General features: G+C 45.0%; 19 protein-coding genes and 1 pseudogene. 4 read left to right on the top strand and 16 right to left on the bottom strand.

Annotated features, from left to right (window positions below; genetic code table 11):
* Window positions 1–30: 30 nt before the first annotated feature.
* The 11 genes from E5S67_RS20310 to E5S67_RS20260 all read right to left on the bottom strand — a co-directional run bounded on the left by E5S67_RS20310 (window position 31) and on the right by E5S67_RS20260 (window position 11,351).
* Window positions 31–1,143 carry an Mrp/NBP35 family ATP-binding protein gene (locus E5S67_RS20310; protein ID WP_172190213.1) on the bottom strand — a complete coding sequence of 371 codons (1,113 nt, stop codon included), beginning with the start codon at window positions 1,141–1,143 and terminating at the stop codon, window positions 31–33.
* A complete protein-coding gene (locus tag E5S67_RS20305) occupies window positions 1,136–2,110 on the bottom strand; it encodes a HEAT repeat domain-containing protein (RefSeq protein WP_172190212.1) in 975 nt (324 codons plus the stop codon). Before E5S67_RS20305 ends, E5S67_RS20310 begins: the two co-directional genes overlap by 8 nt.
* 31 nt (window positions 2,111–2,141) lie before the next feature.
* Window positions 2,142–2,369 (bottom strand): 4Fe-4S dicluster domain-containing protein, encoded by a 228-nt coding sequence (locus E5S67_RS20300; protein ID WP_172190211.1) that lies wholly within the window; start codon window positions 2,367–2,369, stop codon window positions 2,142–2,144.
* 288 nt (window positions 2,370–2,657) lie between these two features.
* The gene (locus tag E5S67_RS20295) at window positions 2,658–4,361 is read right to left on the bottom strand and encodes a fumarate reductase/succinate dehydrogenase flavoprotein subunit (protein WP_172190210.1); all 1,704 of its coding nucleotides are present in this window, start codon (window positions 4,359–4,361) and stop codon (window positions 2,658–2,660) included.
* 24 nt (window positions 4,362–4,385) lie between these two features.
* Window positions 4,386–5,465 carry a sulfonate ABC transporter substrate-binding protein gene (locus tag E5S67_RS20290; RefSeq protein ID WP_172190209.1) on the bottom strand — a complete coding sequence of 360 codons (1,080 nt, stop codon included), beginning with the start codon at window positions 5,463–5,465 and terminating at the stop codon, window positions 4,386–4,388.
* A gap of 335 nt (window positions 5,466–5,800) precedes the next feature.
* Complete coding sequence (locus E5S67_RS20285) at window positions 5,801–7,009, bottom strand: acyl-CoA dehydrogenase family protein (protein WP_172190208.1); 1,209 nt, start codon at window positions 7,007–7,009, stop codon at window positions 5,801–5,803.
* A 62-nt stretch (window positions 7,010–7,071) separates the two neighbouring features.
* The gene (locus E5S67_RS20280; RefSeq protein ID WP_172190207.1) at window positions 7,072–7,893 is read right to left on the bottom strand and encodes a class I SAM-dependent methyltransferase; all 822 of its coding nucleotides are present in this window, start codon (window positions 7,891–7,893) and stop codon (window positions 7,072–7,074) included.
* 181 nt (window positions 7,894–8,074) lie between these two features.
* Entirely contained in the window at window positions 8,075–8,827 is a 753-nt protein-coding gene (locus tag E5S67_RS20275; protein ID WP_172190206.1) for an ABC transporter ATP-binding protein, read from the bottom strand.
* Window positions 8,828–8,879: 52 nt separating this feature from the next.
* Entirely contained in the window at window positions 8,880–9,707 is an 828-nt protein-coding gene (locus E5S67_RS20270; RefSeq protein WP_172190205.1) for an ABC transporter permease, read from the bottom strand.
* Window positions 9,708–9,995: 288 nt separating this feature from the next.
* Window positions 9,996–11,042, bottom strand: coding sequence for an aliphatic sulfonate ABC transporter substrate-binding protein (locus tag E5S67_RS20265; protein ID WP_172190204.1), 1,047 nt, complete (start codon window positions 11,040–11,042; stop codon window positions 9,996–9,998).
* A gap of 102 nt (window positions 11,043–11,144) precedes the next feature.
* Entirely contained in the window at window positions 11,145–11,351 is a 207-nt protein-coding gene (locus E5S67_RS20260) for an FAD/NAD(P)-binding protein (protein ID WP_339382937.1), read from the bottom strand.
* A gap of 89 nt (window positions 11,352–11,440) precedes the next feature.
* Between E5S67_RS20260 and E5S67_RS20255 the strand changes: the two are divergent.
* Window positions 11,441–12,156, top strand: a pseudogene (locus E5S67_RS20255) (IS1 family transposase).
* Here E5S67_RS20255 and E5S67_RS20250 read toward each other — a convergent pair.
* Window positions 12,153–13,760, bottom strand: coding sequence for a GMC family oxidoreductase (locus E5S67_RS20250; RefSeq protein WP_172190203.1), 1,608 nt, complete (start codon window positions 13,758–13,760; stop codon window positions 12,153–12,155). The pseudogene E5S67_RS20255 and the gene E5S67_RS20250 overlap by 4 nt on opposite strands.
* A gap of 409 nt (window positions 13,761–14,169) precedes the next feature.
* Between E5S67_RS20250 and E5S67_RS20245 the strand changes: the two genes are divergently transcribed.
* The 3 genes from E5S67_RS20245 to E5S67_RS20235 all read left to right on the top strand — a co-directional run bounded on the left by E5S67_RS20245 (window position 14,170) and on the right by E5S67_RS20235 (window position 18,081).
* Window positions 14,170–15,075 carry an SMP-30/gluconolactonase/LRE family protein gene (locus tag E5S67_RS20245; protein WP_172190202.1) on the top strand — a complete coding sequence of 302 codons (906 nt, stop codon included), beginning with the start codon at window positions 14,170–14,172 and terminating at the stop codon, window positions 15,073–15,075.
* A complete protein-coding gene (locus E5S67_RS20240) occupies window positions 15,072–15,623 on the top strand; it encodes a DoxX family protein (protein ID WP_172190201.1) in 552 nt (183 codons plus the stop codon). Before E5S67_RS20245 ends, E5S67_RS20240 begins: the two co-directional genes overlap by 4 nt.
* Window positions 15,624–15,771: 148 nt before the next feature.
* Complete coding sequence (locus E5S67_RS20235; RefSeq protein ID WP_172190200.1) at window positions 15,772–18,081, top strand: FUSC family protein; 2,310 nt, start codon at window positions 15,772–15,774, stop codon at window positions 18,079–18,081.
* A 282-nt stretch (window positions 18,082–18,363) separates the two neighbouring features.
* Here the strand turns inward: E5S67_RS20235 and E5S67_RS20230 are convergent, their stop codons facing one another.
* The 4 genes from E5S67_RS20230 to E5S67_RS20215 form a co-directional block, all read right to left on the bottom strand.
* Window positions 18,364–19,320: a VOC family protein gene (locus E5S67_RS20230; RefSeq protein ID WP_172190199.1), complete on the bottom strand. Its 957-nt coding sequence runs from the start codon at window positions 19,318–19,320 to the stop codon at window positions 18,364–18,366.
* A 13-nt stretch (window positions 19,321–19,333) separates the two neighbouring features.
* Entirely contained in the window at window positions 19,334–19,831 is a 498-nt protein-coding gene (locus E5S67_RS20225) for a cupin domain-containing protein (protein ID WP_172190198.1), read from the bottom strand.
* A 215-nt stretch (window positions 19,832–20,046) separates the two neighbouring features.
* Complete coding sequence (locus E5S67_RS20220; protein WP_172190197.1) at window positions 20,047–22,677, bottom strand: MGH1-like glycoside hydrolase domain-containing protein; 2,631 nt, start codon at window positions 22,675–22,677, stop codon at window positions 20,047–20,049.
* A gap of 170 nt (window positions 22,678–22,847) precedes the next feature.
* Window positions 22,848–23,613 (bottom strand): DUF389 domain-containing protein (locus E5S67_RS20215; protein ID WP_246276887.1); only part of this gene is annotated, 766 nt, incomplete at its 5' end.

Below are 23,613 nucleotides of genomic sequence, written 5' to 3'. Positions count from 1 at the left end.
ATTCTGTAGATTTTTGTTAGTATTACTTCTCTAGTTGCTTACTTGATTAATATTCGCGGCCAATATATCAGTTGCACCCGAAGGAGAAAAAGTAGCATCTAGAACTGCTGCTATCTGCATAAAAACCTGAGATACCGCCGAGTTCGGATCTGCGAGGGTTAGAGGTTTACCTGTATCACCGCCCGCACAGATGCGCGGATCTATAGGAATTTGGGCAAGGAGGGGTGCTTGGAGTTCTTCTGCTAGCTGTTTACCGCCGCCACTACCAAAAATTTGCAGTGGTTGTGAATCGCGATCGCAAATTAAATAACTCATATTTTCAATAATCCCAAGAACCGGAACCCCGACTTGGCGAAACATATAAATATTGCGACGGACATCGGAAATAGATATTTGTTGCGGCGTAGTAACAAGTATTACTCCACAAATCGGACTTTCTTGCACAATAGTAATTTGAGCATCTCCGGTTCCTGGGGGTAAGTCAATTAGTAAATAATCTAATTCGCCCCATTCTACATCTTGAATAAACTGAGTAATAATTTTGTGGAGAACGGGGCCGCGCCATGCTAAAGGGCGTTCTGGTTCGGCTAATAAACCCACAGACATCAGTTTGATTCCCTGCGCTTCTAAAGGTAAAAATTTCTGACCTTTATCAGTATTAATTGTCTCTACATCGGCTTGTCCTAAGCCTAACATTTGCGGAATATTCGGGCCGTAAACATCAGCATCTAGTAAGCCTACTTTTGCCCCTTGTAATTTTAAAGCGGCGGCTAAATTGACGGCAGTTGTAGATTTTCCGACGCCCCCTTTACCGCTACAAATAGCTAAAGTAGTTCGCACATTAGCTATCGTGCAAATTTGAATATAAGTTTTTTTACACCAGGTTATAGGTGATAAAACAGATTCAATTTTTGCTTGTAAGTCTTGCTGATGCGAACCAATATAAAGGCGCAAATAAATGTAACCATCAACAATTCGCAAATTTCGCACCATGCCCAAACTGATGATATCATTTTTGAGGGTGGGTTCGATGACTTGTTTGAGATAGTTTACAACTTCTTGCTGTCGAAATTCTCCCAAAATATTGGGGTTTTCTGAGGGTAGATGTGAGTCAGTTTTTGGTAAGGAGGAAGAATTAAGCATTGGGGGAATTTTGCAGTAATTTTTGAATTTTTTGAATTGCTCTTTCAGAAAAGATAGAGACTTCTTTATCAGGATCGTCGAGAGATTGTTGCAGCGCATTCATCGCCACAGGATTGCTGAGATTACCGAGCGCGATCGCAGCTTCTTTTCGCACATCTGAATATTCATCAGCTAAGGATCTAATTAAAGCAGGTAGCACTCGTTCATCTGGCATTTTTTGCAAAGCTTGTAACGCGAATTTGCGAACTTGCCAGTGTTCGTCACTTACCGCCGTTTCCAGCGCGGAAATCGCCGCAGGATCGGCATGAATTGCCAAAGATTTAGCTGCATTTCGTCGCACTTGCCAGTCAGTATCGCTTTGGAGGGTTTGACACAAAATTGAGATAATTTCTGGATCTGTTAAATGTCCTAAAGTTAAAGCCGTAGCACGGCGAACATTGACATCTATATCAGATACTAAAGCCAAAGCTTGCGGGCATTTTTCCACCTGATTGAGATAGCTAAGAGTGGTAACTGCTGCTGCTCTCAATTCAGAAATTTTTGATACAAAAAATGGTAAAATATCGGGTAAAGATTGAGCATCGTGGATCTTCCGCAATAGAGTTAATATGTTGAGCTGGATATTAACATTGTCGCGGTGGAGTGCATCTAGGAGTTGCCTTAAGTCAGCGGGTGAAACTAATTCATTCAATGCCGATAATGCTTCTTGACGAATATCGATATCGGCGGAACCTAGACACTCGATTAAAGCGGGAATAGCTACAGGGTTGCCAATTTCCCAAAGAGCAGATATTGCAATTTTCTGAACGGCAAGACTGTCATCAGACAGGGCAAAGAGTAGGGCATTTGTAGCTTCTTCATCGCCCAAATATTGTAGATTTTTAACGGCAACAAGGCGATCGCTGAGATCGGGCGATCGCAACATTTCCAGCCATTGATTTAATTCGCTATCAGTCTCAGCATTCATGGTTTTATAATCCCTACAAACTAGAACAAATTTAGCGCAGCAAGAAAGGTATTTTAACCGTAATTGCATTTGTCGGACATTCTTTTTCACAGGGTAAGCAAAACCAACATTCATCGTATTTCATGTAAGCTTTGCCTGTTTCTGGATTTTTGGCTAATACATCTAAAGGACAAACATCAATGCAGACATGGCATTTCTCCAAACACTTAGACTCATCTACAGTGACAGGAACATCAATTCGTTGTGTAATTAAAGCCATAGTTAGTTGCGATCGTTAATTGTGAATAAACAAAGGTACGTAGTTGTGCTTTAGGACTCTTCTCTTTAAGCCGCTGGGTTAAAACCCAGTCTAATAGAGAAATCCGGTTAAAATTCAGATATTCCACCATTGTCAATAAAGGAATCAATCGTGGGGTGGGGGCGGGTTTTTTAGCTTTTGCTATGCGGTTTAAGGTTCTTGGCGAACCCGCCCCTACAAGCTTTTAACAATGGTGCAATATGTAAAGTAAAACCCAACTTACAAAATACATTCGCTCGCGATAAAAACTTAACGAGCTACAACATCATAATCCTCTTTATGCAAATCAACCTCCACAATATAAGGTTCAACTGGACGCTTAAACAATTTCATTTCTCCCGACTCCTCTTTTTTCAAATTAACATGACAAAACCACTCTTCATCATTCTTGTCAGGGTAATCTAATCGATAATGATAAAGCCCCCAACGAGTCTCGCGGCGATACAAAGAAGCTCTCGCCGCCATCTCCGCACAGTCTCGAATAAAGTGAACTTCCATACAGCGCATTAACTCATGGGCATCTCGAGCGCCCATTTCCTCTAAGGTTTCGTGATAGCGGACAAAATTATTCAGCCCAATTTCAAGTTTATTCCCTACTTTGGGCGGCTGTAAATAATCATTCACCAAGCGTCGTAATTTATATTCTACTTGCGTGTGAGGAATTCCATTCGGCAGATTTAAAGGTGCATAAATCCGCGCTTTCTCTGCTTCTAGAAATTCAGCATCTGGCTCGACATAATCTACATCTTGGATGTAATCAATGGCATTAGTTCCTGCTAACCTACCAAACACAAACGCGCCGATCATATAATTATGAGGAACGCTGGCCATATCTCCCGCTGCATAGAGTCCCGGTACAGTTGTTTCTGCCTTTTCATTCACCCAAACACCAGAGGCGCTGTGGCCGCTGCATAGCCCTATTTCTGAAATGTGCATTTCAACGCCGTGAGATCGATAATTTTCGCCTCTCCCTTCGTGAAATCTCCCTCGGCTCGGCCGCTCATTTGACCAAAGAATTGACTCGATTTCAGCAATAGTATCCTCATCGAGATGAGTCATTTTTAATTGAATCGGGCCTTTACCAGAGTTTAATTCCTTCCAGATTTCCAGCATCATTTGACCGCTCCAATAATCGCAATTAATGAAGCGATGACCTTCGGCATTAGCAGTATGAGCACCAAAGGGGCCGGCAACATAAGCGCAAGCAGGGCCGTTATAATCTTTAATTAACGGGTTGACTTGAAAGCATTCAATGTTACTAAGTTCTGCGCCTGCATGGTAAGCCATTGAATAGCCATCTCCGGCATTAGTCGGATTTTCATAGGTTCCATAAAGGTAGCCAGAATCGGGTAGTCCTAAACGGCCGCAAGCACCTGTAGAAAGAATGACAGCTTTCGCTTGAATTACTACAAAATCGCCATTTCGCACGTCAAAGCCAACAGCACCGGTAGCGCGTCCTTTTTGTACTAAGACGCGAGTTGCCATGACTCGATTGGTAACTTTCACTTTGTGGCGTTTCACCTGTCGAGTTAAAATTTGTTTAAGGTCTTTACCTTCGGGCATTGGTAACACATATTTTCCGACACGGTGAACTTGTTTTAAGTCATAGTTTCCCTGAGCATCTTTCTGAAATTTTACTCCCCAAGTTTCTAACTCTTGGATGACTTCATAGCCTAATTTTCCGGTTTGATAAACAGCTTTTTGGTTGAGGATACCGTCATTAGCAAGGGTAATTTCGCGGACGTATTGTTCTGGTGTGGAATGGCCGGGAATGACAGCAGTATTCACGCCATCCATTCCCATTGCGATCGCACCACTTCTGCGAATATTTGCCTTCTCTAAAATTAGCACTTCGCTGTCAGGATTTGCCTGTTTAGCTTTAATCCCAGCCATAGTGCCAGCCGTACCGCCACCAATTACCAGCACATCGGTTTTTATGAATTGAGTATTCATCTTGATTTCCTCTTGCTAATGACTTTACTTACTATTTTTCAAAACGATTTCTTTAACCTGAACTGGCTTAGGAATAAGCTCCAATTTATGGAAAGTATCAGCAATTTCCTGCTGTCCTGATATCTCTTCATCCGTCAGGGGAGAAACGCCATACTTACGTCGCTTTTCTGACACTTCTAAGACGGAGGCTTCTATTCCTAATTGCGTCTCCAAAAATTTAGCAACTTCTACTGGATTGCCCGCCGCCCATCGATCTACCTTTTTTACCTCATCTAAAATCAGTTTTAAAATCTCAGGATGTTCGTCAACAAAAGCCTTACGAGCCAGATAGTAACCTCGATTAGCAGCAATTCCTGTGGCATCTTTGATTAGTCGTCCGCCTGCGGTTTTTTCGGCTGATGCTAAATACGGGTCCCAGACCGCCCAAGCATCGACTTTTCCGCCTTCAAAAGCGGCACGGGCCTCTGCTGGTTTGAGAAAAACTGGAGTGATGTCGCTGTATTGAAGTCCAGCCGCTTCTAAAGCTTTAACTATTAAGTAATTGGTGTTAGATCCTTTGGCAAAAGCAACTTTTTTGCCTTTCAGATCGGCAACAGTTTGTATGGGTGAATCCTTGGGAACCACAATACCTTCAGACTGAGGATTGGATGTTTCGTAAGCAACATAAACTAATGGTGTTCCGGCAGCTTGGGCAAAAACTGGCGGCGCTTCTCCTGTGTAGCCGAAGTCAATACTGCCTGCATTCATTCCTTCTAATAATGGTGGCCCAGCCGGAAATTCTACAAATTTTACAGAAGATTTGGAGGCTGCTAAGGCTTTTTCTAAGTCGCCTTTGGTTTTAAGAGCGTTGAGAACGGTAGCCGATTTTTGGAAGCCGATGTTAACAGTAACGCTTTTTGTAGGTGCGGTACTGTTGGTCGGGGTGGTGGGTTTAGTGGCTGTGTCCGTTGTGCTAGCGCTGGAAGCACAAGCCGCTACTCCCAAACTCAAGCTGATTCCGGTTGCAAACAGCAGGGAAAGACTGCGAGCTCTCGGAGAAAGGAAATTTTGGCGGTAGTAAGTCAAAATGCCTAAAGGCTTGGTTTCTGAGAACTTAATCCACATAAATATCAATAAGGAAGGGATTTAGAGTAACTTTATGGCAGTATACCATCATATCCCGATAAATTTACCGGAGTTAATAGTTGTTTACTTTCGGGGGTTAAGATTTTGGAGTGCGATCGCTCATGGTGACAGCACTTCAGTCCATCAGGAACCTCCAGATTTTGTAGGGTGCGTCAGATGCAGCCATTGAACGAGATCGTTAGGGTTTGAGCGTCTGATGCACCTTACTAATTGTGCAGTTGCGTAAATACTGTACAAATTCGGGATGCTCTCCCTCCATCAACCAAGTTTCTGGAGAAAAATTGAATATAAAACATCTTTTTGAATGATGATTTCTACGTATAAAAGCTGGGATTGGGGAGCTGATCGTTGAGTACCCAGTTACCCAGATCGTGAATTTTGTAGTCAACAGAATCATGCAGCGTAAACGTTCTCAGATTGCGCCAGTAGCGATCGAAACCATATTTACTGGTAGTAGCACGCGCCCCCATCACTTCAAAAATGCGAGTTGTCACATCTAAACCTATTTTGGTGGCAGCAACCTTTGCCGTTGCGATCGCGATCGCGCATTTTCCACGTTCTTCTGTTGTTAAATCTATGCCTTTTTCCCAAGCTGTTTGCAGAATGGCGGCGGCTCGATCCGTCAAACTGCTAACCGCTTGCAGATCGACCCACATTTCTCCGTAGTGTTTCAGAATGTAGGGATCTTGCGTCACACTAGGAGCATTGGAAGTCAACCAGGGTCGTCCTTGGGTGCAAGTATAGTCTTTGGCAGCAGCAAATGCTCCTTCCGCAATACCCAGATAAATATGGGCAAGATTTATTTGCGTCAAACAAGCTCGTAAAGTACGGAAAGGAATATCGGCACGGGTGCGATCGCCAAACACTTCCGAGTCATAAACGCGCACTTGGTCGAAACTAATACTACCGCTATCGGTTTGACGTTGCCCCATATTATCCCAATCGTCATGAATTTGTATTCCCTCTCTTTGAGTGGGAATTACAATAATTGTGAGTTCGGAAGTATCTTGACGAACCGCAGTGATGGGTAAGATATCAGAATCTTTAGAACCAGAGCAAAAGCTTTTTGTACCGTTGAGTAAAAAGCCTGTACCATCAGGAGTTAAAGTCGCACGGCGATCGAGGGGATTGAGAGCATTGCACCAAAACCAATTGTTTGTCACCGTATCTGTGTAGAACTGCGCCTTGCGCTCCTCCGTGCCAAAAAGATGCGGGATAACAACCCCTAAATGGTGATAGGAGTAAACATGGGCTAGAGAACTATCAGTCTTTGCCAACTCGCGGGAAATTTGGAGTGCAGCAATCCATGTTTCGCCAATACCGCCATATTCTTTAGGGATAATCAAACCGAGCAAACCGCTAGAGCGAATGCGATCGCGTTCATACTTTGGCGTACCGCCAACACGATCTCGTTCTATGGCAGTAGCAGCAAATTCTTGAGCCAGCGATTTCGCGATCGCTACATAATCTTGCTTGCTGTCTTGTTGTGTTGTGCTTTTCGAGTCTGCAAGGGATATTTTCATATTGATGATACAAAATTGAGGGAAGTAATGAGGTACAAATGATTTAGGATTCCTATAGGTTGTCAGTCCTTAAAACCAAAGTACACAGAAATAGGTACATCTTCAACAAACTGACCTGAAGGTTCGGCACTGAGAATTGCTGCTTTAATTTCCGCCTCAAATACAGAAGTATCGCCATTAAAGTAATCACGACGGCAGTAAGCGGTGGAGTAGAGATAACCAATAAAATTATCAATCGTCCAGTGTTTTTGAAAGTCAATCTTATGGCGCTTAATCCGAACGAATGGCGAGCGATCCAAAACTTCTAAATCAGACTTGTAAAGCAAAGGAACGCTACTCGATCCCACACGCCGCTCTTCTCCTAGCCACCGTTTGATCGTCGCTAGCACATTTTGTGCCCAAACAGAGTCATTTGACCAAATATCTTTTTCAGTTTGAATAATCGCTATCCCCCTATTAGCGTTACTGGTGCGATCGAGCAGATCGTAGCTACGCTGTAGCACCAATTCTTGATCCATCCAATGAAAAGCACGACCAATGGTGACAAGGGAAAATGTACCAATTGCCGGGGAAATATTTTCTGCTAAATCCCTTACCCAAGTGATATTTGAAGCATGAGCCAGTTTAGCTTCTTGCTTGGCAACTTCGAGCATTTCTGTATCGGGATCGATACCCAAAACAGATTGAAATCGATCGTGTAAGGCGATCGCTACCAAGCCAATCCCACAGCCGAGATCGAGAAGCTTGCCTTGCCCATCTAATTGAAATTCCTGTGAGATTAAATCGTAAAGAGCATTTGGGTAGCGCGGTCGATATTGTAGGTAATAAGAAATGGCTCCTTGAAAGAGAGTGGAATCGTAGCTTTGGAATAGTTTAGTAGTCATGATTGAAGTCAAGTTTTGCTAAGTTAGGATTGATGTTTTGAGATATCTGCGTTGATAATGATAGGCTTTGGCAACAATTTTATTCATTATAATTATAGAAATTGTTGCATCTTTAATTTATGAAATTTACCAATTCAACGTCCTTCTTGAGTAGATATTAATTGCGATCTCAGCCTGGGATTTAAACCTCTAAGGGAACTGTTTGCGTATTGGATAAATCCAAGGTACTCAATAATTTTTCTTTCCAATATTGCAAATCGCGATCGGTACGCCTGCGGGGACGGGGAAGATCGATATCTAGCTCAAGATGGATGCGTCCAGGGTTGCCACGCATAACGATCGCGCGATCGCTTAAAATCAGTGCTTCTTCAACATCATGGGTCACAAGAATAATGGTCTGACGATCGGATTGCCAAATTTCTAACAGACGATCCTGTAATTGCATTCTAGTAAAGGAATCGAGAGCACTAAAGGGTTCATCTAGCAATAAAATAGAAGGATTAGTAACAAGGGCACGCGCGATCGCCACCCGTTGAGCCATTCCTCCTGATAGTTGGCGCGGCAGCAAACGAGCAAAATCTTGTAATCCAACCTTAACTAAAGCATCACTTGCCCGTGCCTTGCGTTCATCCTTCGGTAAATGATGCAAACCAAACTGCACATTTTCCCAGACGGTTAACCAAGGCATCAGCCGAGGTTCTTGAAATATTACACCAATTTCTGGATGAGGTTTGTCAATGCGAATATCGTCAATTTGCACATCTCCATAAGTTGGCAGATCTAATCCAGCAACGATTCGTAAAAGTGTACTTTTGCCGCAACCACTCGTACCGATTAAACTAACAATCTCGCTGCGATTAACAGTTAAATCAATAGACTCTAACCCGACAAAACCATTTTGAAATCGTTTATGTATTCCTTCGATAAGTAGCATATATGTTTCCTCCTTGGCACTTTGAATGAATGCTTTAAACTAATACTTTGAACTAATGGTTGGAAGCGTAAACATCCTGCCAATGGAGTAGCCAATGTGATGCAAAGCCAATAATTGAGTCAGTCACTTTTCCGAAAATTGCAAACAAGAGAATGCTGGCGAGGGTGATGGCGGGTCGTCCAGTCGCTTGCCCATCGATCAATAAGAAGCCTAAGCCCTGACTGGCTCCCATCAATTCAGCCGCCACGACAAACATCCAGCCCAAACCCAAGCCACTTCGCAAACCGACTATGTAGGCAGGCAATGTCGCGGGCAAGAACACACGACTGATAAGCTGCCAATCATTAAGTCTATAGATTTTGCCAACCTCCACCAATTTGCGATCGACATTATGAATGCCGCTCATCAGATTTAAGTAAACGGGGAAGAACACCCCAACGGCGATCAGAGCAATTTTAGAAGGCTCATGAATTCCCATCCAGAGGATGAATAGTGGCACCCATGCGAGGGAAGGAATGTTACGGAGTGACTGCAAAAGTGGGTCGAGTAAATCGTGAATTAGGCAAGAATAGCCTGTTAATCCTCCTAGAATAGTGGCCAAAAATGTACCAATCAAGAAGCCAACAAAAACCCGATAGAGTGTAATGCCGATGTGCTGCCATAGTTCCCCTGCTGCACCGAGTTGCCAAACTGTTGTGAGAATACTTGAGGGAGCAGGTAACAAGTTAGGAGCAACCAAGCCAAACCTAGAGAGACTCTCCCACAATATTAAGAGAAAGACTGGCAATAGCAAGCCTTTTGCTCTGCCCAGACGACTGAGGAATTGCCAGATATTACCTGTTTGCGCCCTTGGTATTGCGATCGCAACTCTTTGTTCCATAACTTAGTGTTTGCTGTTCTGCATAGATAGCTTTGGAGCGTAATTAAAAATCAAAAATGCAAAATTAAAAATAATGATGAATTTTATTTTTAACTTTTAATATCATGTCCGATCGATCGCCCATAATACAATTGCCGGGGCGGGTTTTGGAGATTGTCCGTTTTTGGCAAATATTATTAGTGAACCCGCCCCTACAGGAATCGGGGTAATCGACCGGACATGATATAACTTTTAATTTTCCGATATGCGTTGGTGAGTTGGTGTATATCCACAGCAGATGTTTTTTACTTAGGATTTGGCAACCTTTGCCACATACTGCGGATCGATTAGATTGTTAACTACTGTAATGACCTCAACGGAATCCTCGATAACGCCGCTTTTTTTCAAGACATCCCCAGCAGCACTAATAACGGCTTTTTGTTCGTCACCAATCGATGAGTTTGATATATCGGTTCGCTCCTCTAATTGTTTAGTTGCTACCGCTTCTGTCAGCTTCGATGCTTTAATCACCACTTGCTTGAGTTCACTAGGATTTGCGATCGCCCATTTCCGTGCCTTCTCATAGGCGGTTAGCACTTGACTAACTTGTTCAGGATATTGTTTGGCAAATGCCTCGCGGACATTCAAAAAGCCTTGACTAATTAGTTTGGGATCGCGAAAGAAAAGTTTCGAGCCTTTTTCTACTTCTGTCTGTGCCATAAATGGATCGAGACCAGCCCAGGCATCGACATCGCCTTTCTCAAGGGCAGCTTTACCGTCAGCGTGGGGCAAAGGCACAATTTCCACATCTTTGGTAGTCAAACCGACTTGATCCAAGGCACGCAACAAGAAAATAAACGGATCTGTTCCGCGCGTTGCTGCAACTTTCTTGCCTTTTAGATCGGCGACTTTTTGAATGGAAGAATTTGCCGTAGTTACTAATGCTGTCCATTCGGGCTTCGAGTAAACGTAAATAGATTTGATGGGATTGCCATTGGCTTTTGCAATCAGTGCGGAAGCACCAGAAGTCGAGCCAAAGTCAATGCTGCTGCCATTGAGAAACTCTAATGCCTTGTTACTACCTTGACTGAGCACCCATTCCACTTTGATATTGGTTTTGGCTAAGTCTTCTTCCAGCCAGCCTTTCTCTTTCAGCACGAGACTGACAGGATTGTAGTAGGCATAATCTAAACGTACTACCGTAGGAACTGCCGTAGGAGATGAGCCTGGGGATGCTGCTGTAGTGTTAGTTCCAGGAGAGGAAGAATTACAGGCATTGACTAATAGCGCTAGAAACAGCCCTGAAATAAAAAATAGCAGTAACCTACGTCTGGCAATGGCAAACCACTTGCTCATGATTCGTCTCCTGAACTCCTTGCTAAATGTCTCGTTTAATTAGGACTTACGCAGTTTATACTATAAATCGCTCGATTTACCGTAGTATAGCTGAATTTTATCTTACAGCAAGGCACACTCAAGATCAAGGGTTAAAAGACGAACTGGACTGTTGGTGGTGCTATGGGCAACTCCCTTGCCAAGATCGCGATCGCGCTCAATCGGCTTGATTAGCAAGGGGCGGTTAGCTGTTTTTAACAGGTGAGTCGCTACTAGAGAACCACTAAAGCCAGCACCGACGGTCGCGCGCGACCGTCGGTGTTGGAGTATCAGAAATCATCAGTATTGTCGGGGTAGTCCTGCATAGTCAGGAATATCTGTTATAATTTACTTATTCAATCTGCCTTAAATTTTCGTTTATGAAATGTCCTCGATGTGATTCTCAATATATTGTAAAAAATGGTCACACTCACAATGGTAAAAAAAGTTTTAGGTGTCGAGATTGTGCCAGACAATTTGTGATGGCTCCCAGACATCAATCGATTTCGGAAGAAACAAGAAAGTTGATAGATAAACTTTTATTATTATAAAAAAGATCTCTGGCTGGAATTGTGAGGGCGACGGGGGTTTGAAAAAGGTGGCTACAATACTATGTTAACAAAAAGTTGGTAGCCCTTAAAAGACAAGTAGAAGTGAAGTCAAAAAAAATGGAAAGCTAACTATTCAATGTGATGAAATGTAGTCATTTGTAGGAGACAAGGGAAACAAGCAGTGGATTTGGTTAGCAATTGATGCCTCAACTAAATAAATTGTAGGAGTGTATATTGGCAAAAGAGATCGAGCTGGCGCTCAAGGATTATGGGATTCTTGTGCGACCTGTTCCAGAGTCAATGTGCCGTAAGCTATACAGACTTTTGTCCTTTCCTAGGTCACAGTTTTTCCTCAAAAAAGACACAAGGCAGTAGGAAAGGAGACTGGTCTGACAAACTATATAGAAAGATTTAATAATACGATGAGACAAAGAATATCTAGATTGGCGAGAGAAACTCTTTCATTATCCAAAAAAACCTCCAATCATATTGGGGCTATTTGGTATTTTATTCATGAGTATAACGCCAGTTTATCTATCAATTAAAACCCTGGATTTTCCTTGCTATGCAGGACTACCATCAAACGTTCTGCAATGGCGTCGCCAACACGCAAAGCATTCGCCATAATCGTCAGTGTCGGGTTGACTCCAGAATTGGAGGGGAAAAAGCTACCATCGACGACATAAAGATTATCGACATCGTGGGTGCGACAGTTGAGGTCTAATACTGAGGTCTTGGGGTCGCTACCAAAGCAGCAGGTGCCGCATTGATGGCCCACAGCTTGCAAAGGAATGTTATTGCGGGGATAGAGGCTAAACGGGATGACGTGCATGGCATTTCGCTCGATCGACTTTAGTACCGATGTCCAGCGATGAACTAGGCGATCGGCAGCTTCAGTATTATTCAGGGTGTAATCCAGGTGTAACTTGTCACCGACAACACGCACGCGATTGTTAGGGTGGGGCAAATCCTCGGTTTGCAACCACCACCCCACGGATCGTTCAGCCATCAGGTGGAGTTCAAAGCCTGGAATCAATTTCACGTAGGGTGCTAAAAGTGGGGGCGCTTCCGCCGGAATCATATCTGGCAGCACATTTCCGCTATTTTGCACCATGCCCATAGGGTAGGGAAAATCCGGTTCACCCCAGTAAAAGTCGTTAACGGCGATCGTCTTTTGAAAGTTGGCTCGGTTGGGTTCAAGATGGATTGATAATAGTGCGATCGCCTGATGCTTCATAAAATTGCGCCCCACCCGATCGGAACTGTTCGCCAGTCCATTAGGATGCTTGTCATTAGCCGATCGCAGCAGCAAGGCAGCCGAGTTGATCGCCCCGCAAGCCACTACGACAATATCAGCAGAAAACTGATACAACTCGCCATTAACATCAGTTTCAACGGCAGTCACTTCTCGCCCAGACGCGCTAGTGTGCAGTTGGAGGACTTTGGCATTTGTTATCAGCGTTAAGTTAGAGTACGCCTCGCGGGTGGGACGAATCGCATTGACATCGGCATCGGCTTTTGCACCCACCAGACAGGGATAGCCGTCAAAGGTATCGCAGCGAATGCAGGGACTTTTAGTGCGATCGCTCTCGTTCAGCTTCAGTCCCAATGGCAGATGAAACGGGTAGTAGCCCAGCTTGTGGATGCAATCGGCAAGCGCCTGCATATCCGGCTCATGACTCACCGCAGGATATGGATAGGATTCGCTGCAAGGCGGTTCTGTAGGGTCTTTACCTCGCTCTCCATGCACGTCGTATAGCTTTTCTGCCTGAGTGTAATAAGGCTCAAAATCCTCATACTTTAGTTCCCACTCTGGGGAAATACCGCCCTTGTGGATTACTTGCTCAAAATCTCGCTCTCGCAGTCGTAGCAACGCTGCCCCATAAAGTTTGGTATTTCCACCCACCCAGTAGCCAGTCTGCGGACGAAACGCCTTACCGTCTTTGTCGTACCAGTCTTCGTCAGTGTGATAGCGTTCCTTTTGGTAAACTTCCTTAGCGCTCCAGTTGTCTTTTTCACGAGGCAGAAAATCACCTCGCTCCAGCACTAAAATCTTTTTACCTGTGAGTGCCAAGCGGTGAGCCAGCGTACCTCCACTTGCTCCTGTCCCGATGATGATGACATCATAGTGATTTGTTGTCGTTTTCATGGCAATTTTTTCTGAAGTTATTCTGGCTTTATTTATTAAGTTTTTGGAGTAGTTTAGCTTCATCCAACACAGGCTGTGCATCAATTCGGATGCGAATAGGACGTAAGGTTTCTCAAGCTGTTGTTGAAATTGCTGTGAGCGATTGATTAGGAATGAGATAATATCTCTTAGGATAGATTGTTTGCTCCACATTATGACTTTAAAGTCAAAAAAGTCATCTATCTGATGGCTTATTCTTTATATCTACCTAACGAAATATTCCGATTTTATCGATACTATTTATTCAAAAATAGTTCGCTAATCTATAGCTGTGGTTTGAGGTGTAATTGACACTAATTAAACGACAATTACCCTGAAATTAAAGCTGTAACGATCGCAGCTCAATGTGCGTTAACTGGCAAGAAATACCATGCCTGAAACCATCGAAATTTATGACGATCGCCTCCGAGCGCTTGTACACCAAGATGCCTCGCTCCAAAAGCTTGCCACCGATGCCGTCCATAGCGAAGGCCCCGTTTACTTCCACGAAGACGACAGCCTTGTGTGGAGCGATGCTCACGGCAACCGCCTGTTGCGCTGGAGTGCTAGTGATGGAGTGAGCGTCCTGCGCGACCCGTCCGACTATCAAAGCGGTAATTACCGCGACTTGGAGGGTCGTCTGGTTGCGTGTTCGTCGGGTTTACGTGCTATTATCAGACGCGATCGCGATGGTCAGTGGAAGGTTTTAGTAGACCGTTACCAAGGTAAGCGCCTCAACAGCCCGAACGACCTGGTAGTGAAAAGTGACGGCAAAATCTGGTTCACTGACCCACCCTACGGTATTACTGAGCCAAACCAAGGATATGGGGGCGAACAGGAACAACCGGGATGTTTCGTGTACCGCTTTGACCCAGGAACGGGTGAGATCGATGCGATCGTAACAGATATAATGCGTCCCAATGGACTCGCTTTCAGTCCGGACGAAAACCTGCTATACGTATCTGATACCGCTGCTTTCAACATTCCAGATGGGCCCCATCATATCCGCGTGTACGAGGTCGTAAACGGTAGGCGCGTAACCAACGGTAGCGTATTTGCAGTCATCGATCCGGGTCAACCCGACGGGTTGCGCGTGGACGAGTACGGCAATATCTTTACTAGCTCTCAGGATAGCGTGCAGGTATATGCGCCCGATGGCAATCGCTTAGGAAAAATTCTGGTGCCGGAGACTTGTGCTAACCTCACCTTTGGTGGAGTGAAGCGCGATCGCCTGTTTATTACGGCAGGCACATCTTTATACGCGATCGACCTTAATACTCGTGGGGTGCAAAGATGATTTACAAATTTGTTATTGGTTTTGCGCTTAGTTTTCTATTAGCTACTAACATTTCATCTAATCTACCAGAGCTAGGTCTAAACCTATTCAGTTCGCTTAATACTGTTTTCCCCGCCGGACTTCAAGGCGCGTTGCTTTTACTATTAAGAGTTAGTGTCGGTATATTGTTCCTCCTGCACGGCTATCCTAAAATAACGCATCTTCAACAGTGGGCGGATTCTCTAAAAATGCCGATCTTTCTTTGCTTTCTATCAGCAGCATCGATGTTGGGCGGTGGAGTTTGCCTAATTCTGGGATTTCTTACTCTATTAGCGAGTCTACCAATTCTCGTATCGATGGTGTTTGCAATGGTTTTAGAAATTGCACAAGGGTTGCCTTTTGTGGCTCGCGATCCATATTTAATTCCTGAAGAACAGTATCAGGGACCTTTAGGGAAAGGCGAACCGCCAAGCTGGGAAAAAGCGTTTATGTATTGTGTCATGCTGATTGCGATCGCGGTTTTAGGCCCAGGTGCGTATTCGCTCGACGCTCTGATTTTTGGACGGTGAACCAAGGCTTACCTTGCAGATGGATTTTAGGTCAAGCTTTTTAAACTAATCATTGCTAAAGAATATGTTAAAAAACTTTTTTTTTCTCATAACTTGTATCAGGATTAAGCGGAAACCAGTTAATTAAATTTAAAGAGGTAGCCTAGTAATGCCATCTGGCGATCGACAATCTCTCAACTGGCTGTTGCAGCAGTTTCAGCTCAAGCCCGGTAAACCTGACATCCTCTACGGCTTGCGTACCCTTTTGGCAGTGAGCGGACCCATTGCAGTTGGATTCATTACAGGTCATCCTGCTGCAAGTACGATCGCGGTGATGGGAGCCATGTTTGTTGGGATGGTCGATACGGGTGGAGCCTATCGCCAAAAAGCAACTGTCATGCTCGCAGCAACCATTGGCGTTACTGTCGCCTTGCTAATGGCGAATCTGGTTAGTAGTACCCTGTGGCTAGCTATTCCAGCCACGTTCTTAGTGATGTTCATCGCTGGCTTAGCTGGTCTGTTTGGTACGAGCGCCGCGACGGTTAGCCTGGTTACATCAACTATGTTTATCGTCTCGCTAGCAAAATTCGCTTCGTTCCCAGATTTATCTACTGTTTTTCTTCAATGCGCGCTGTGCCTAGCTGGAGGTGTCTGGGCGATGGTGTTATCTCTAGGATTGTGGGTGCTACGCCCTTATACACCAGCGATCGAGGCAGCCAGCAGTTGTTATGCCACATTGAGCAAATTTTTGCGAATGGCAGGCGAGATACCATTAACTCTGGAGGAGCGTCAGAAGTGGGGAGAGCAATTCTTACAAGGTCAAGACAGCGTAATACAGGATTTGACCTCTGCCCGGATTGTTTGGGGTGCTGTGTGGACGGGCCGAGAAACTGCTGACTTGCGGGGCAATCAGTTACTCGTCTTAATTGAGGATGTCAACCAAATTACCAATTCTGTTGTAGCACTGGTGGAACTGTTAGCGATCGCATCCACTCGTCCCTTATTCCAGCAGTTACACAGAGAAATTCAGCAAGTGCTAGAAGCATCGGCAACGGCTTTGCAAATGTTGTCAGAATCCCTCGCCAAAGAAAAGAACCTTGTTCGCTTGGGAGATCTAGATCGGGCGATCGAGGCACTAGAATACCAATGGCAAGTCATACACTCTCAAGTCCTGAATCAGGCGAGTTTGGCTCACGCAGATGACTATGCTGACTTAGTAAGTATTGGCAAGATTGTAGCTATTCTGAAAGCGCTAGCAGAAAAAATTCATACCGATGCGGAAATTGCCACAGATTTACAACGGGGAGAAAGACGCAGTATCGCCCAGTTAAACATTTATCCCCCGATACAGCCAAAGCGTTCTTCAATCATGGAAACGTTGCGGAATAATCTCACGTTTAATTCTGTTATTTTTCGTCACGCTTTGCGGCTGGCGCTAATAGTAACAACTGCCCAATTAGTAGCCTTGCTATTGCAAGTACCCACAGGCTATTGGGTAACACTCACTGCTGTAGTTGCCCTAAAGCCGAACTTTGGCGGTACTTCTCAGACAACTGTGCAACGGGTGATTGGAACCACATTAGGGGGCATCTTTGGCATTTGCCTGGTCATACTTATCCATAATCCAGTGGCAATATTAGTCTGTCTTCTGATACTCTTAGTCACTGCTATGTCGGTGCGATCGCTAAGCTACGGCATCTTTATCACTCTCCTTACTCCCGTAGTCATATTGCTACTGAATATGACGAGTAAAGGCGGCTGGGAGATTGGAGTATTACGCATTGTAGATAGCTTAATTGGAGGCATTTTAGCATTACTCGGCAGCTATTTGTTATTCCCCAGTTGGGAGAGATCGCAACTTCCGGCACAACTAACAACAACGATTCGATCTAATCTCGCGTACTTTCAACAGGTTGCAGCTAGCTATATCAACCCAGAACAAAAGTGCTCTACTGAAACTATCAGAAACCTGCGTCATCAAGCGGCATTAGAGAATGCAAATGCTGCTGCTGCGGCTCAAAGGTTATTCAGCGAACCCCGTCACGTTCAAGGAGAAGTAGAACCGATCGCGATGCTAATACTTTACATTCGTGCTTTTTTCAGCTCAGTCACAACCCTAGCAGAACATCAGCAGAAATTTAGCGGAGAGTACCAATTTGCAGATTTCCAACGATTTACCGATGCGATTGTCCAAATTTTAGAGAACTTAGCAAATGCGCTGGAACAGGGACACCAACCTCTAGCTTTACCGAGGCTAGATATTTATATCGAAGCAATTCACAATGATATCGAACAGTTACATATCACTAGGATATCAGAGTTGGCTACAAATCCAAGTTCTGTAACGTCAACGAGGCAAGCTGTTCGAGAACAAACTCCTGTTTCCACACAACTAGACCGAATTGCCCATGAAATGAAATGTCTGCATTGTGCGATCGATCGTTTGCAAAAATCTTTGGATGAGAGTTTAACTAAATAGCCAAATACTTTGCTAAACGTACTTATATTTTTAGACCTATATGGAATTTTAGATTATAATGTACTTAATTAATCGGACATAAATAAAAGTAGCCATGTCATTGTGAACGAAGCGTATTGAAGCGAAGGAATTCGCTTGCATTTTGAGATTGCAACGCTCGGATCGCAATGACATTTTTATTATTGTTGGACTACTTAATAAACATAGAATTTAGGGCGACAGAGATTGAACTACAACAAAAGTATTTGACGGCTTTTGCTAGTTAGGAATTATGTTTAACGGTTATTCCGCAATTAGTAATACACCATGTCTGTCAGGGTCTTTGATTAAGCAACCTTGAGAATAAGGAAATGAGCTATCTGTAAACTCCACAACCCGCGACGACACAAACTCAATCCGATTCTGCCGCAACATCTCCACAGCCTGATCAATGTCGTTGACAACTAACTCAATTTGCATATTGGCAATATCATAACTTTTCCAGTCACTAGGTATGGGACGACTATTTGGAGGCACAAGATAGTCTAGTAATTCAATACCTAAACCGCCTTGAGTAGGCCGCAGTGCTGTAATTCGGACTTCTACTTCTTGTGGTAAATTATCAAGTCGAGCTTGCGTTTCGCCTTGGTTGAAACTGCCACCCTCAACCTGCATTCCTAGCAAGTCGCGGTAAAATTTTAGACTCTGCTCAGTGTTACTAATCCCGATCGCACTGTGGTCGATTCCGAGAAACAAGCGATCGCCCTGCTGATGCCACTTCTCTTGTCCTTTATCAGGAGGAAACCAAATTAACTCTAAAGGGTGGCGATCGCAGTCTTTGAACTTGAAGGCTTTTACACCAGCAGATGCTTTATTCTCGGCTGGTATCGTCTGCGGTTCAACTGAAATTGGTTCAATTGGAAACGATCGCAAATGAGCATAAGCCCGATCCATATCACTAACTGCGATCGCCAAATGTTGAAACCACAAATCATTACTTTGCGAATCCTTGGGAATCGGTTTTCCCTCAATATTGAGATACTGAATCAGCTCAATCAGTTCATCTCCAAGCTGCAAGGTAACAATGCGAATTGTTGCCTCAGCCACGCCTACTAAGTCGCTGCAATCATCTGTTTCAACCGTGATGTCTGAAACGGGTTCAAATCCTAGTGCTTGCGTATAGAAGTCCTGAGAGCGATCGGCATCACTCACGGTTAATCCAATAGCACGAATCCGTTGTACCTGAATGCGATTCAACATAAAAATTTTGAGATTATCGAAAGCGGCAAGCCTGCCCGATTGTCGGCGTTTCTTCAAGTTGCACAATCATCAGAACTGCGGGCGCATCGCCGACGGTGCCAGAAAGGTGTCCCTTCTGTCCGTGTGCGTTCGCTTTCGTATTCTGGTCTTCTCCAAACGAAATTTCACCAACACCCATCTCTACTCGTTGTCCGTCCATCGTCTCCACAAACCAGCGTCCCGATAGCGGAACTATCCACTGGGGTTTCGGATTTTCATGCCAAGTGCCAATCCAGCCAACAGGTTGCACCGTAAAGACGACGGTAGCACCAACTTGCTGCATCTGTTCGAGCCACTGAGGAGAGGCAGGTGGTGAAATGCTCTTGAGAGTGAAGTCTTGAATTTGGCAACGAGACTGGTGGCTGATGCCGTCTTGGTCAGTCCAGACGTGCCAATAGTCAATCGTCGGGGGTGTTGGATCGCGATCGCTCGATCGCGATTCTATTTGTTCGTGGGATGAAGGATGAGTCATAAAAATAAATTTCCTTAAATATTGGACTGGCGAGAATAGAACTCTTGCAAAAGTCCTTCTCCTCAATTTATCGGGCAGGCAGGATGCCTACCCCACAAGAACAAGAAAAAAAGTGTGTTGTGGGATGGGCCGGAGAGCCCGTCCTAGTTATTTTTGCAAGAGGTCTAATTAACCGAAATTTGGTTGACATAAGAGAAGAATTTAAAAGTCGGGAATCACGATTTATCATTCACCTGCTGAATCAACTTGGCAATTAGTGCTGTCCATCCGGTTTGGTGACTTGCTCCCAATCCAGCCCCGTTATCACCATGAAAGTATTCGTAAAAGAGAATCAAATCGCGCCAATGGGGATCTTGCTGAAATTTTGCAATCCCACCGTAAACCGGACGCTGCCCATCTTGATTTTGCAAGAAAATAGCGATCGACCGTTGCTCCAAATAAGCCGCAACCTCCCAGAGATTGAGCATTACTCCTGAACCTGTGGGACACTCCACTTTAAAGTCATCGCCTAAGTAGTGATAGAACTTTTGCAAGGATTCAATTAGTAGAAAGTTAACTGGAAACCAGATGGGGCCGCGCCAGTTCGAGTTACCGCCAAATTGGTTAGAAGTAGATTCAGCAGGCTCATAATCTACTTGATAGCGAGTGTCGTCCCAGTCGAAGATAAAGGGATGCTCTCTGTGATAGCGGGAAACCGAGCGGATACCATAAGGTGAGAGAAATTCATCCTCATCCAACAATGGTCGCAGGATACGGCGTAGCGCTTCGGGGCTAGTAATGGCAAGCAGGCGGCGATCGCCTTCTCCCTCACTGGTCATACAAGCAATGTTTTGTGCCAGTTCGGGACGGTTGTTGAGAAACCACTCAATTTTGTCTTTTAACCCCGGCACAATTTCTAACAAATCTGGCTCGATAGTATCGACGGCAAATAGCGGTATTAGTCCCACCATTGACCGTACTTTGATTCGCACGTCCTCTCCGTTGGGTAAGTGCAAGGCATCGTAGTAAAAGCCGTCTTCGTTGTCCCAGAGGACAATTTTTTCATGCCCTACATGATTAATGGCGTTAGCAATGTAGAGGAAGTGTTCAAAAAACTTCAACGTCATATCGCTGTAGGTTTCGTCCTCACTGGACAATTCCAGAGCGATCGCCAGCATATTTAATGAAAACATCCCCATCCATGCCGTGCCATCTGCCTGTTCTAAATAACCCCCCGTTGGTAATGGCTTGCTGCGGTCAAATAGCCCAATGTTATCCAGTCCGAGAAATCCTCCTTGAAACAAGTTTTGCCCTTGTAAGTCTTTGCGGTTTACCCACCAGGTAAAGTAGAGCATTAAGCGGTGAAACATCCGCTCCAAGAATTTGCGATCGCCCTTTCCAACTCGTTTTTCCTCAATTTTGTAGACGCGCCACGTCGCCCATGCTTGTACCGGAGGATTGACATCGCTAAACGCCCACTCGTAAGCGGGTAATTGACCGTTGGGGTGCATGGTGCGATCGCCAGTTAATAACAGTAATTGCTGCTTAGCAAAGTTTCCATCGATTAATGCCAAAGCAATGCAGTGGAACGCCAAATCCCAGGAAGCAAACCAAGGATACTCCCACTTATCGGGCATGGAAATAACATCTTCGGCGTAGAGCATCCACCACTGAGTATTGCGATCGGTAAGGCGTTGATTGGGTGGGATAGGTTCTGCTGAATCTCCATGCAGCCAAGTATGGACATCATAGTAGTAAAACTGTTTGCTCCACAGCAGTCCGGCAAACGCTTGTCGTTGAACGTTGCGGCAATCCTCGTCTAGACCGGGGGTGAGCGTTTCGTAAAATTCGTCTGCCTCTGTTTGACGCTGGCTGAAGGTATCAGCAAATGCTGCATTAAATGGCGTTTCTGTATATTGGTTGGTGAAGCGCAATTGAATTACACTGGTCTGTCCCGCCCCAATTTCCAATTGATACCAAGCCGCTGCTTTTGTACCAACCTGATTTGGATTCACCGCATTTTGTTTGTTGTGAATTACGTACTCGTGGAAAGCGTCTTTAACATAAGGCGAGGCATTAGCAGCTCCGTAGAGGCGTTGGCTGTTAGTTTCATTTTCTGTAAATAAAAGCTGATGATCTCCATCGCAGAATAACCAATAATCTCCATATTTCTCACTGTTCGCCTTAATTACACCATCAGCAACTTTCGATAGCTGTGACTGCGGTTTATTACCCGTCCAGATCCAGGTATTGCGAAACCAAAGGCTAGGTAGCACGTCGATGCTGGCAGTTTCCGCCCCCCGATTCGTGATGCTGATGCGAATGCAAATATCGTCTGTAGAGGCTTTAGCGTATTCGGCAACCACATCAAAGTAGCGATTATCGTCAAACACGCCCGTATCCAGTAGTTCAAATTCTGGTCGATCCTTGTGGCGATGAGCGTTTTCCTCTACAAGCTGAGTGTAGGGAAATTCCAGTTGAGGATATTTGTACAACCAGCGCATATAGGAATGGGTAGGCGTGTTGTCTAGGTAGAAGTAATATTCTTTGACATCCTCACCGTGATTACCTTGTTCGTTAGTGAGTCCAAACAGGCGTTCTTTTAAAATTGGATCGCGACGATTCCACAGTGTTAGACCAAAGCAGAGTTGACTGTGGCGATCGCACCATCCACCCAATCCATCTTCAGCCCAACGGTAAGCGCGCGATCGCGCATGGTCATGAGGAAAGTAATCCCAAGCTGAACCGTCAGGTGAATAGTCTTCCCGCACTGTACCCCATTGGCGATCGCTCAAGTAAGAACCCCAGCGATACCAAGGTTCATCCGGTTCGCGATTCTCCTCTAAGCGTTGCTGTTCTGCGTTCATTTAGCCTCCTGTGGCGAACCCTGGATACAGATGATTTTGCCAGCGGCACTGGAGATATCTGGCTTCACGCCCCGCCTCAGAAACTCTTTTGCCGCTCGATTAACAATCATTTATCTAAACTATTGGTTAACAATTCGCCTTGAAAGGCTTTTACGAAGCATGACGCGGACTCATTTGATAGTTGGTACCTCAAGAACGCTGACATCGACTAACGGTGTGACGTTAAACCCTTGTTGGAGTAAGTGAGTTTGAATATCCTTCGTTAAGCGATCGCGGATTTGTTGCGTTGACTGGGCGACACCTGCTTGGCGCTGGACGTAAACAGTACCGAGCAGCGTATTCTGACCTTTGATATTAGGGCTGGGAAAACGAACATCAGCCTCCACCAGTTCTGCGAGATTACTACTATTCACCACCTTCTGGATCTCAGCAGTGGCTCGTTGCGAACGGCTGCTACGCTGAAGCTCTGGGGAGGTAGAAAACTGCCAAGTCAGCAAGAGAGCCAGAGCGAAGATTGTGACGGCAAGGGTAGCTGGAAACACCGACTTTTTCCCGCGATCGTAACGCGCTCCACGCGCAGACAGACCGTAGATACGGAACACAATAGAAGCTGACAAATTGATTCCCACCAGTTGCAGCAACAGCACGAACAAGCCGTTCACAGCCATGTCCCATCGACCCATCGCGATCGCCATGCCCACCACTCCCGCAGGTGGTGCCAGCGAAGCGGCAACCAGCATCCCCACGGCTGCACCCGACACCAGGCTACTTCTTTCAGATTGCACGAGGTTTAAAGCGCCCGCCGCTCCTGCAACTAGGGGCAGCAGCACTGCCACCGCCGACACATTATACCAATTTCCTAAAGTCATGCTACAGATAGAGCATCTAAAATAAATTCCCATCCCGTCAAAGAAGCAATAACTTCCAACGTCAACT

It is taken from the genome of Microcoleus asticus IPMA8 (genome assembly GCF_013179805.1).
GTDB classification, from domain to species: Bacteria; Cyanobacteriota; Cyanobacteriia; order Cyanobacteriales; family Microcoleaceae; genus Microcoleus; species Microcoleus asticus.
This window is presented reverse-complemented; position numbering and strand designations above follow the sequence as displayed.

What these genes read in the sequence shown, in the direction of transcription:
- E5S67_RS20230 (WP_172190199.1), bottom strand. Translation starts at nt 19,320, where the DNA reads ATGTTGAATCGCATTCAGGTACAACGGATTCGTGCTATTGGATTAACC.
- E5S67_RS20245 (WP_172190202.1), top strand. Translation starts at nt 14,170, where the DNA reads ATGCCTGAAACCATCGAAATTTATGACGATCGCCTCCGAGCGCTTGTA.
- E5S67_RS20310 (WP_172190213.1), bottom strand. Translation starts at nt 1,143, where the DNA reads ATGCTTAATTCTTCCTCCTTACCAAAAACTGACTCACATCTACCCTCA.
- E5S67_RS20300 (WP_172190211.1), bottom strand. Translation starts at nt 2,369, where the DNA reads ATGGCTTTAATTACACAACGAATTGATGTTCCTGTCACTGTAGATGAG.
- E5S67_RS20295 (WP_172190210.1), bottom strand. Translation starts at nt 4,361, where the DNA reads ATGAATACTCAATTCATAAAAACCGATGTGCTGGTAATTGGTGGCGGT.
- E5S67_RS20280 (WP_172190207.1), bottom strand. Translation starts at nt 7,893, where the DNA reads ATGACTACTAAACTATTCCAAAGCTACGATTCCACTCTCTTTCAAGGA.
- E5S67_RS20240 (WP_172190201.1), top strand. Translation starts at nt 15,072, where the DNA reads ATGATTTACAAATTTGTTATTGGTTTTGCGCTTAGTTTTCTATTAGCT.
- E5S67_RS20265 (WP_172190204.1), bottom strand. Translation starts at nt 11,042, where the DNA reads ATGAGCAAGTGGTTTGCCATTGCCAGACGTAGGTTACTGCTATTTTTT.
- E5S67_RS20275 (WP_172190206.1), bottom strand. Translation starts at nt 8,827, where the DNA reads ATGCTACTTATCGAAGGAATACATAAACGATTTCAAAATGGTTTTGTC.
- E5S67_RS20235 (WP_172190200.1), top strand. Translation starts at nt 15,772, where the DNA reads ATGCCATCTGGCGATCGACAATCTCTCAACTGGCTGTTGCAGCAGTTT.
- E5S67_RS20220 (WP_172190197.1), bottom strand. Translation starts at nt 22,677, where the DNA reads ATGAACGCAGAACAGCAACGCTTAGAGGAGAATCGCGAACCGGATGAA.
- E5S67_RS20250 (WP_172190203.1), bottom strand. Translation starts at nt 13,760, where the DNA reads ATGAAAACGACAACAAATCACTATGATGTCATCATCATCGGGACAGGA.
- E5S67_RS20270 (WP_172190205.1), bottom strand. Translation starts at nt 9,707, where the DNA reads ATGGAACAAAGAGTTGCGATCGCAATACCAAGGGCGCAAACAGGTAAT.
- E5S67_RS20285 (WP_172190208.1), bottom strand. Translation starts at nt 7,009, where the DNA reads ATGAAAATATCCCTTGCAGACTCGAAAAGCACAACACAACAAGACAGC.
- E5S67_RS20290 (WP_172190209.1), bottom strand. Translation starts at nt 5,465, where the DNA reads ATGTGGATTAAGTTCTCAGAAACCAAGCCTTTAGGCATTTTGACTTAC.
- E5S67_RS20305 (WP_172190212.1), bottom strand. Translation starts at nt 2,110, where the DNA reads ATGAATGCTGAGACTGATAGCGAATTAAATCAATGGCTGGAAATGTTG.
- E5S67_RS20225 (WP_172190198.1), bottom strand. Translation starts at nt 19,831, where the DNA reads ATGACTCATCCTTCATCCCACGAACAAATAGAATCGCGATCGAGCGAT.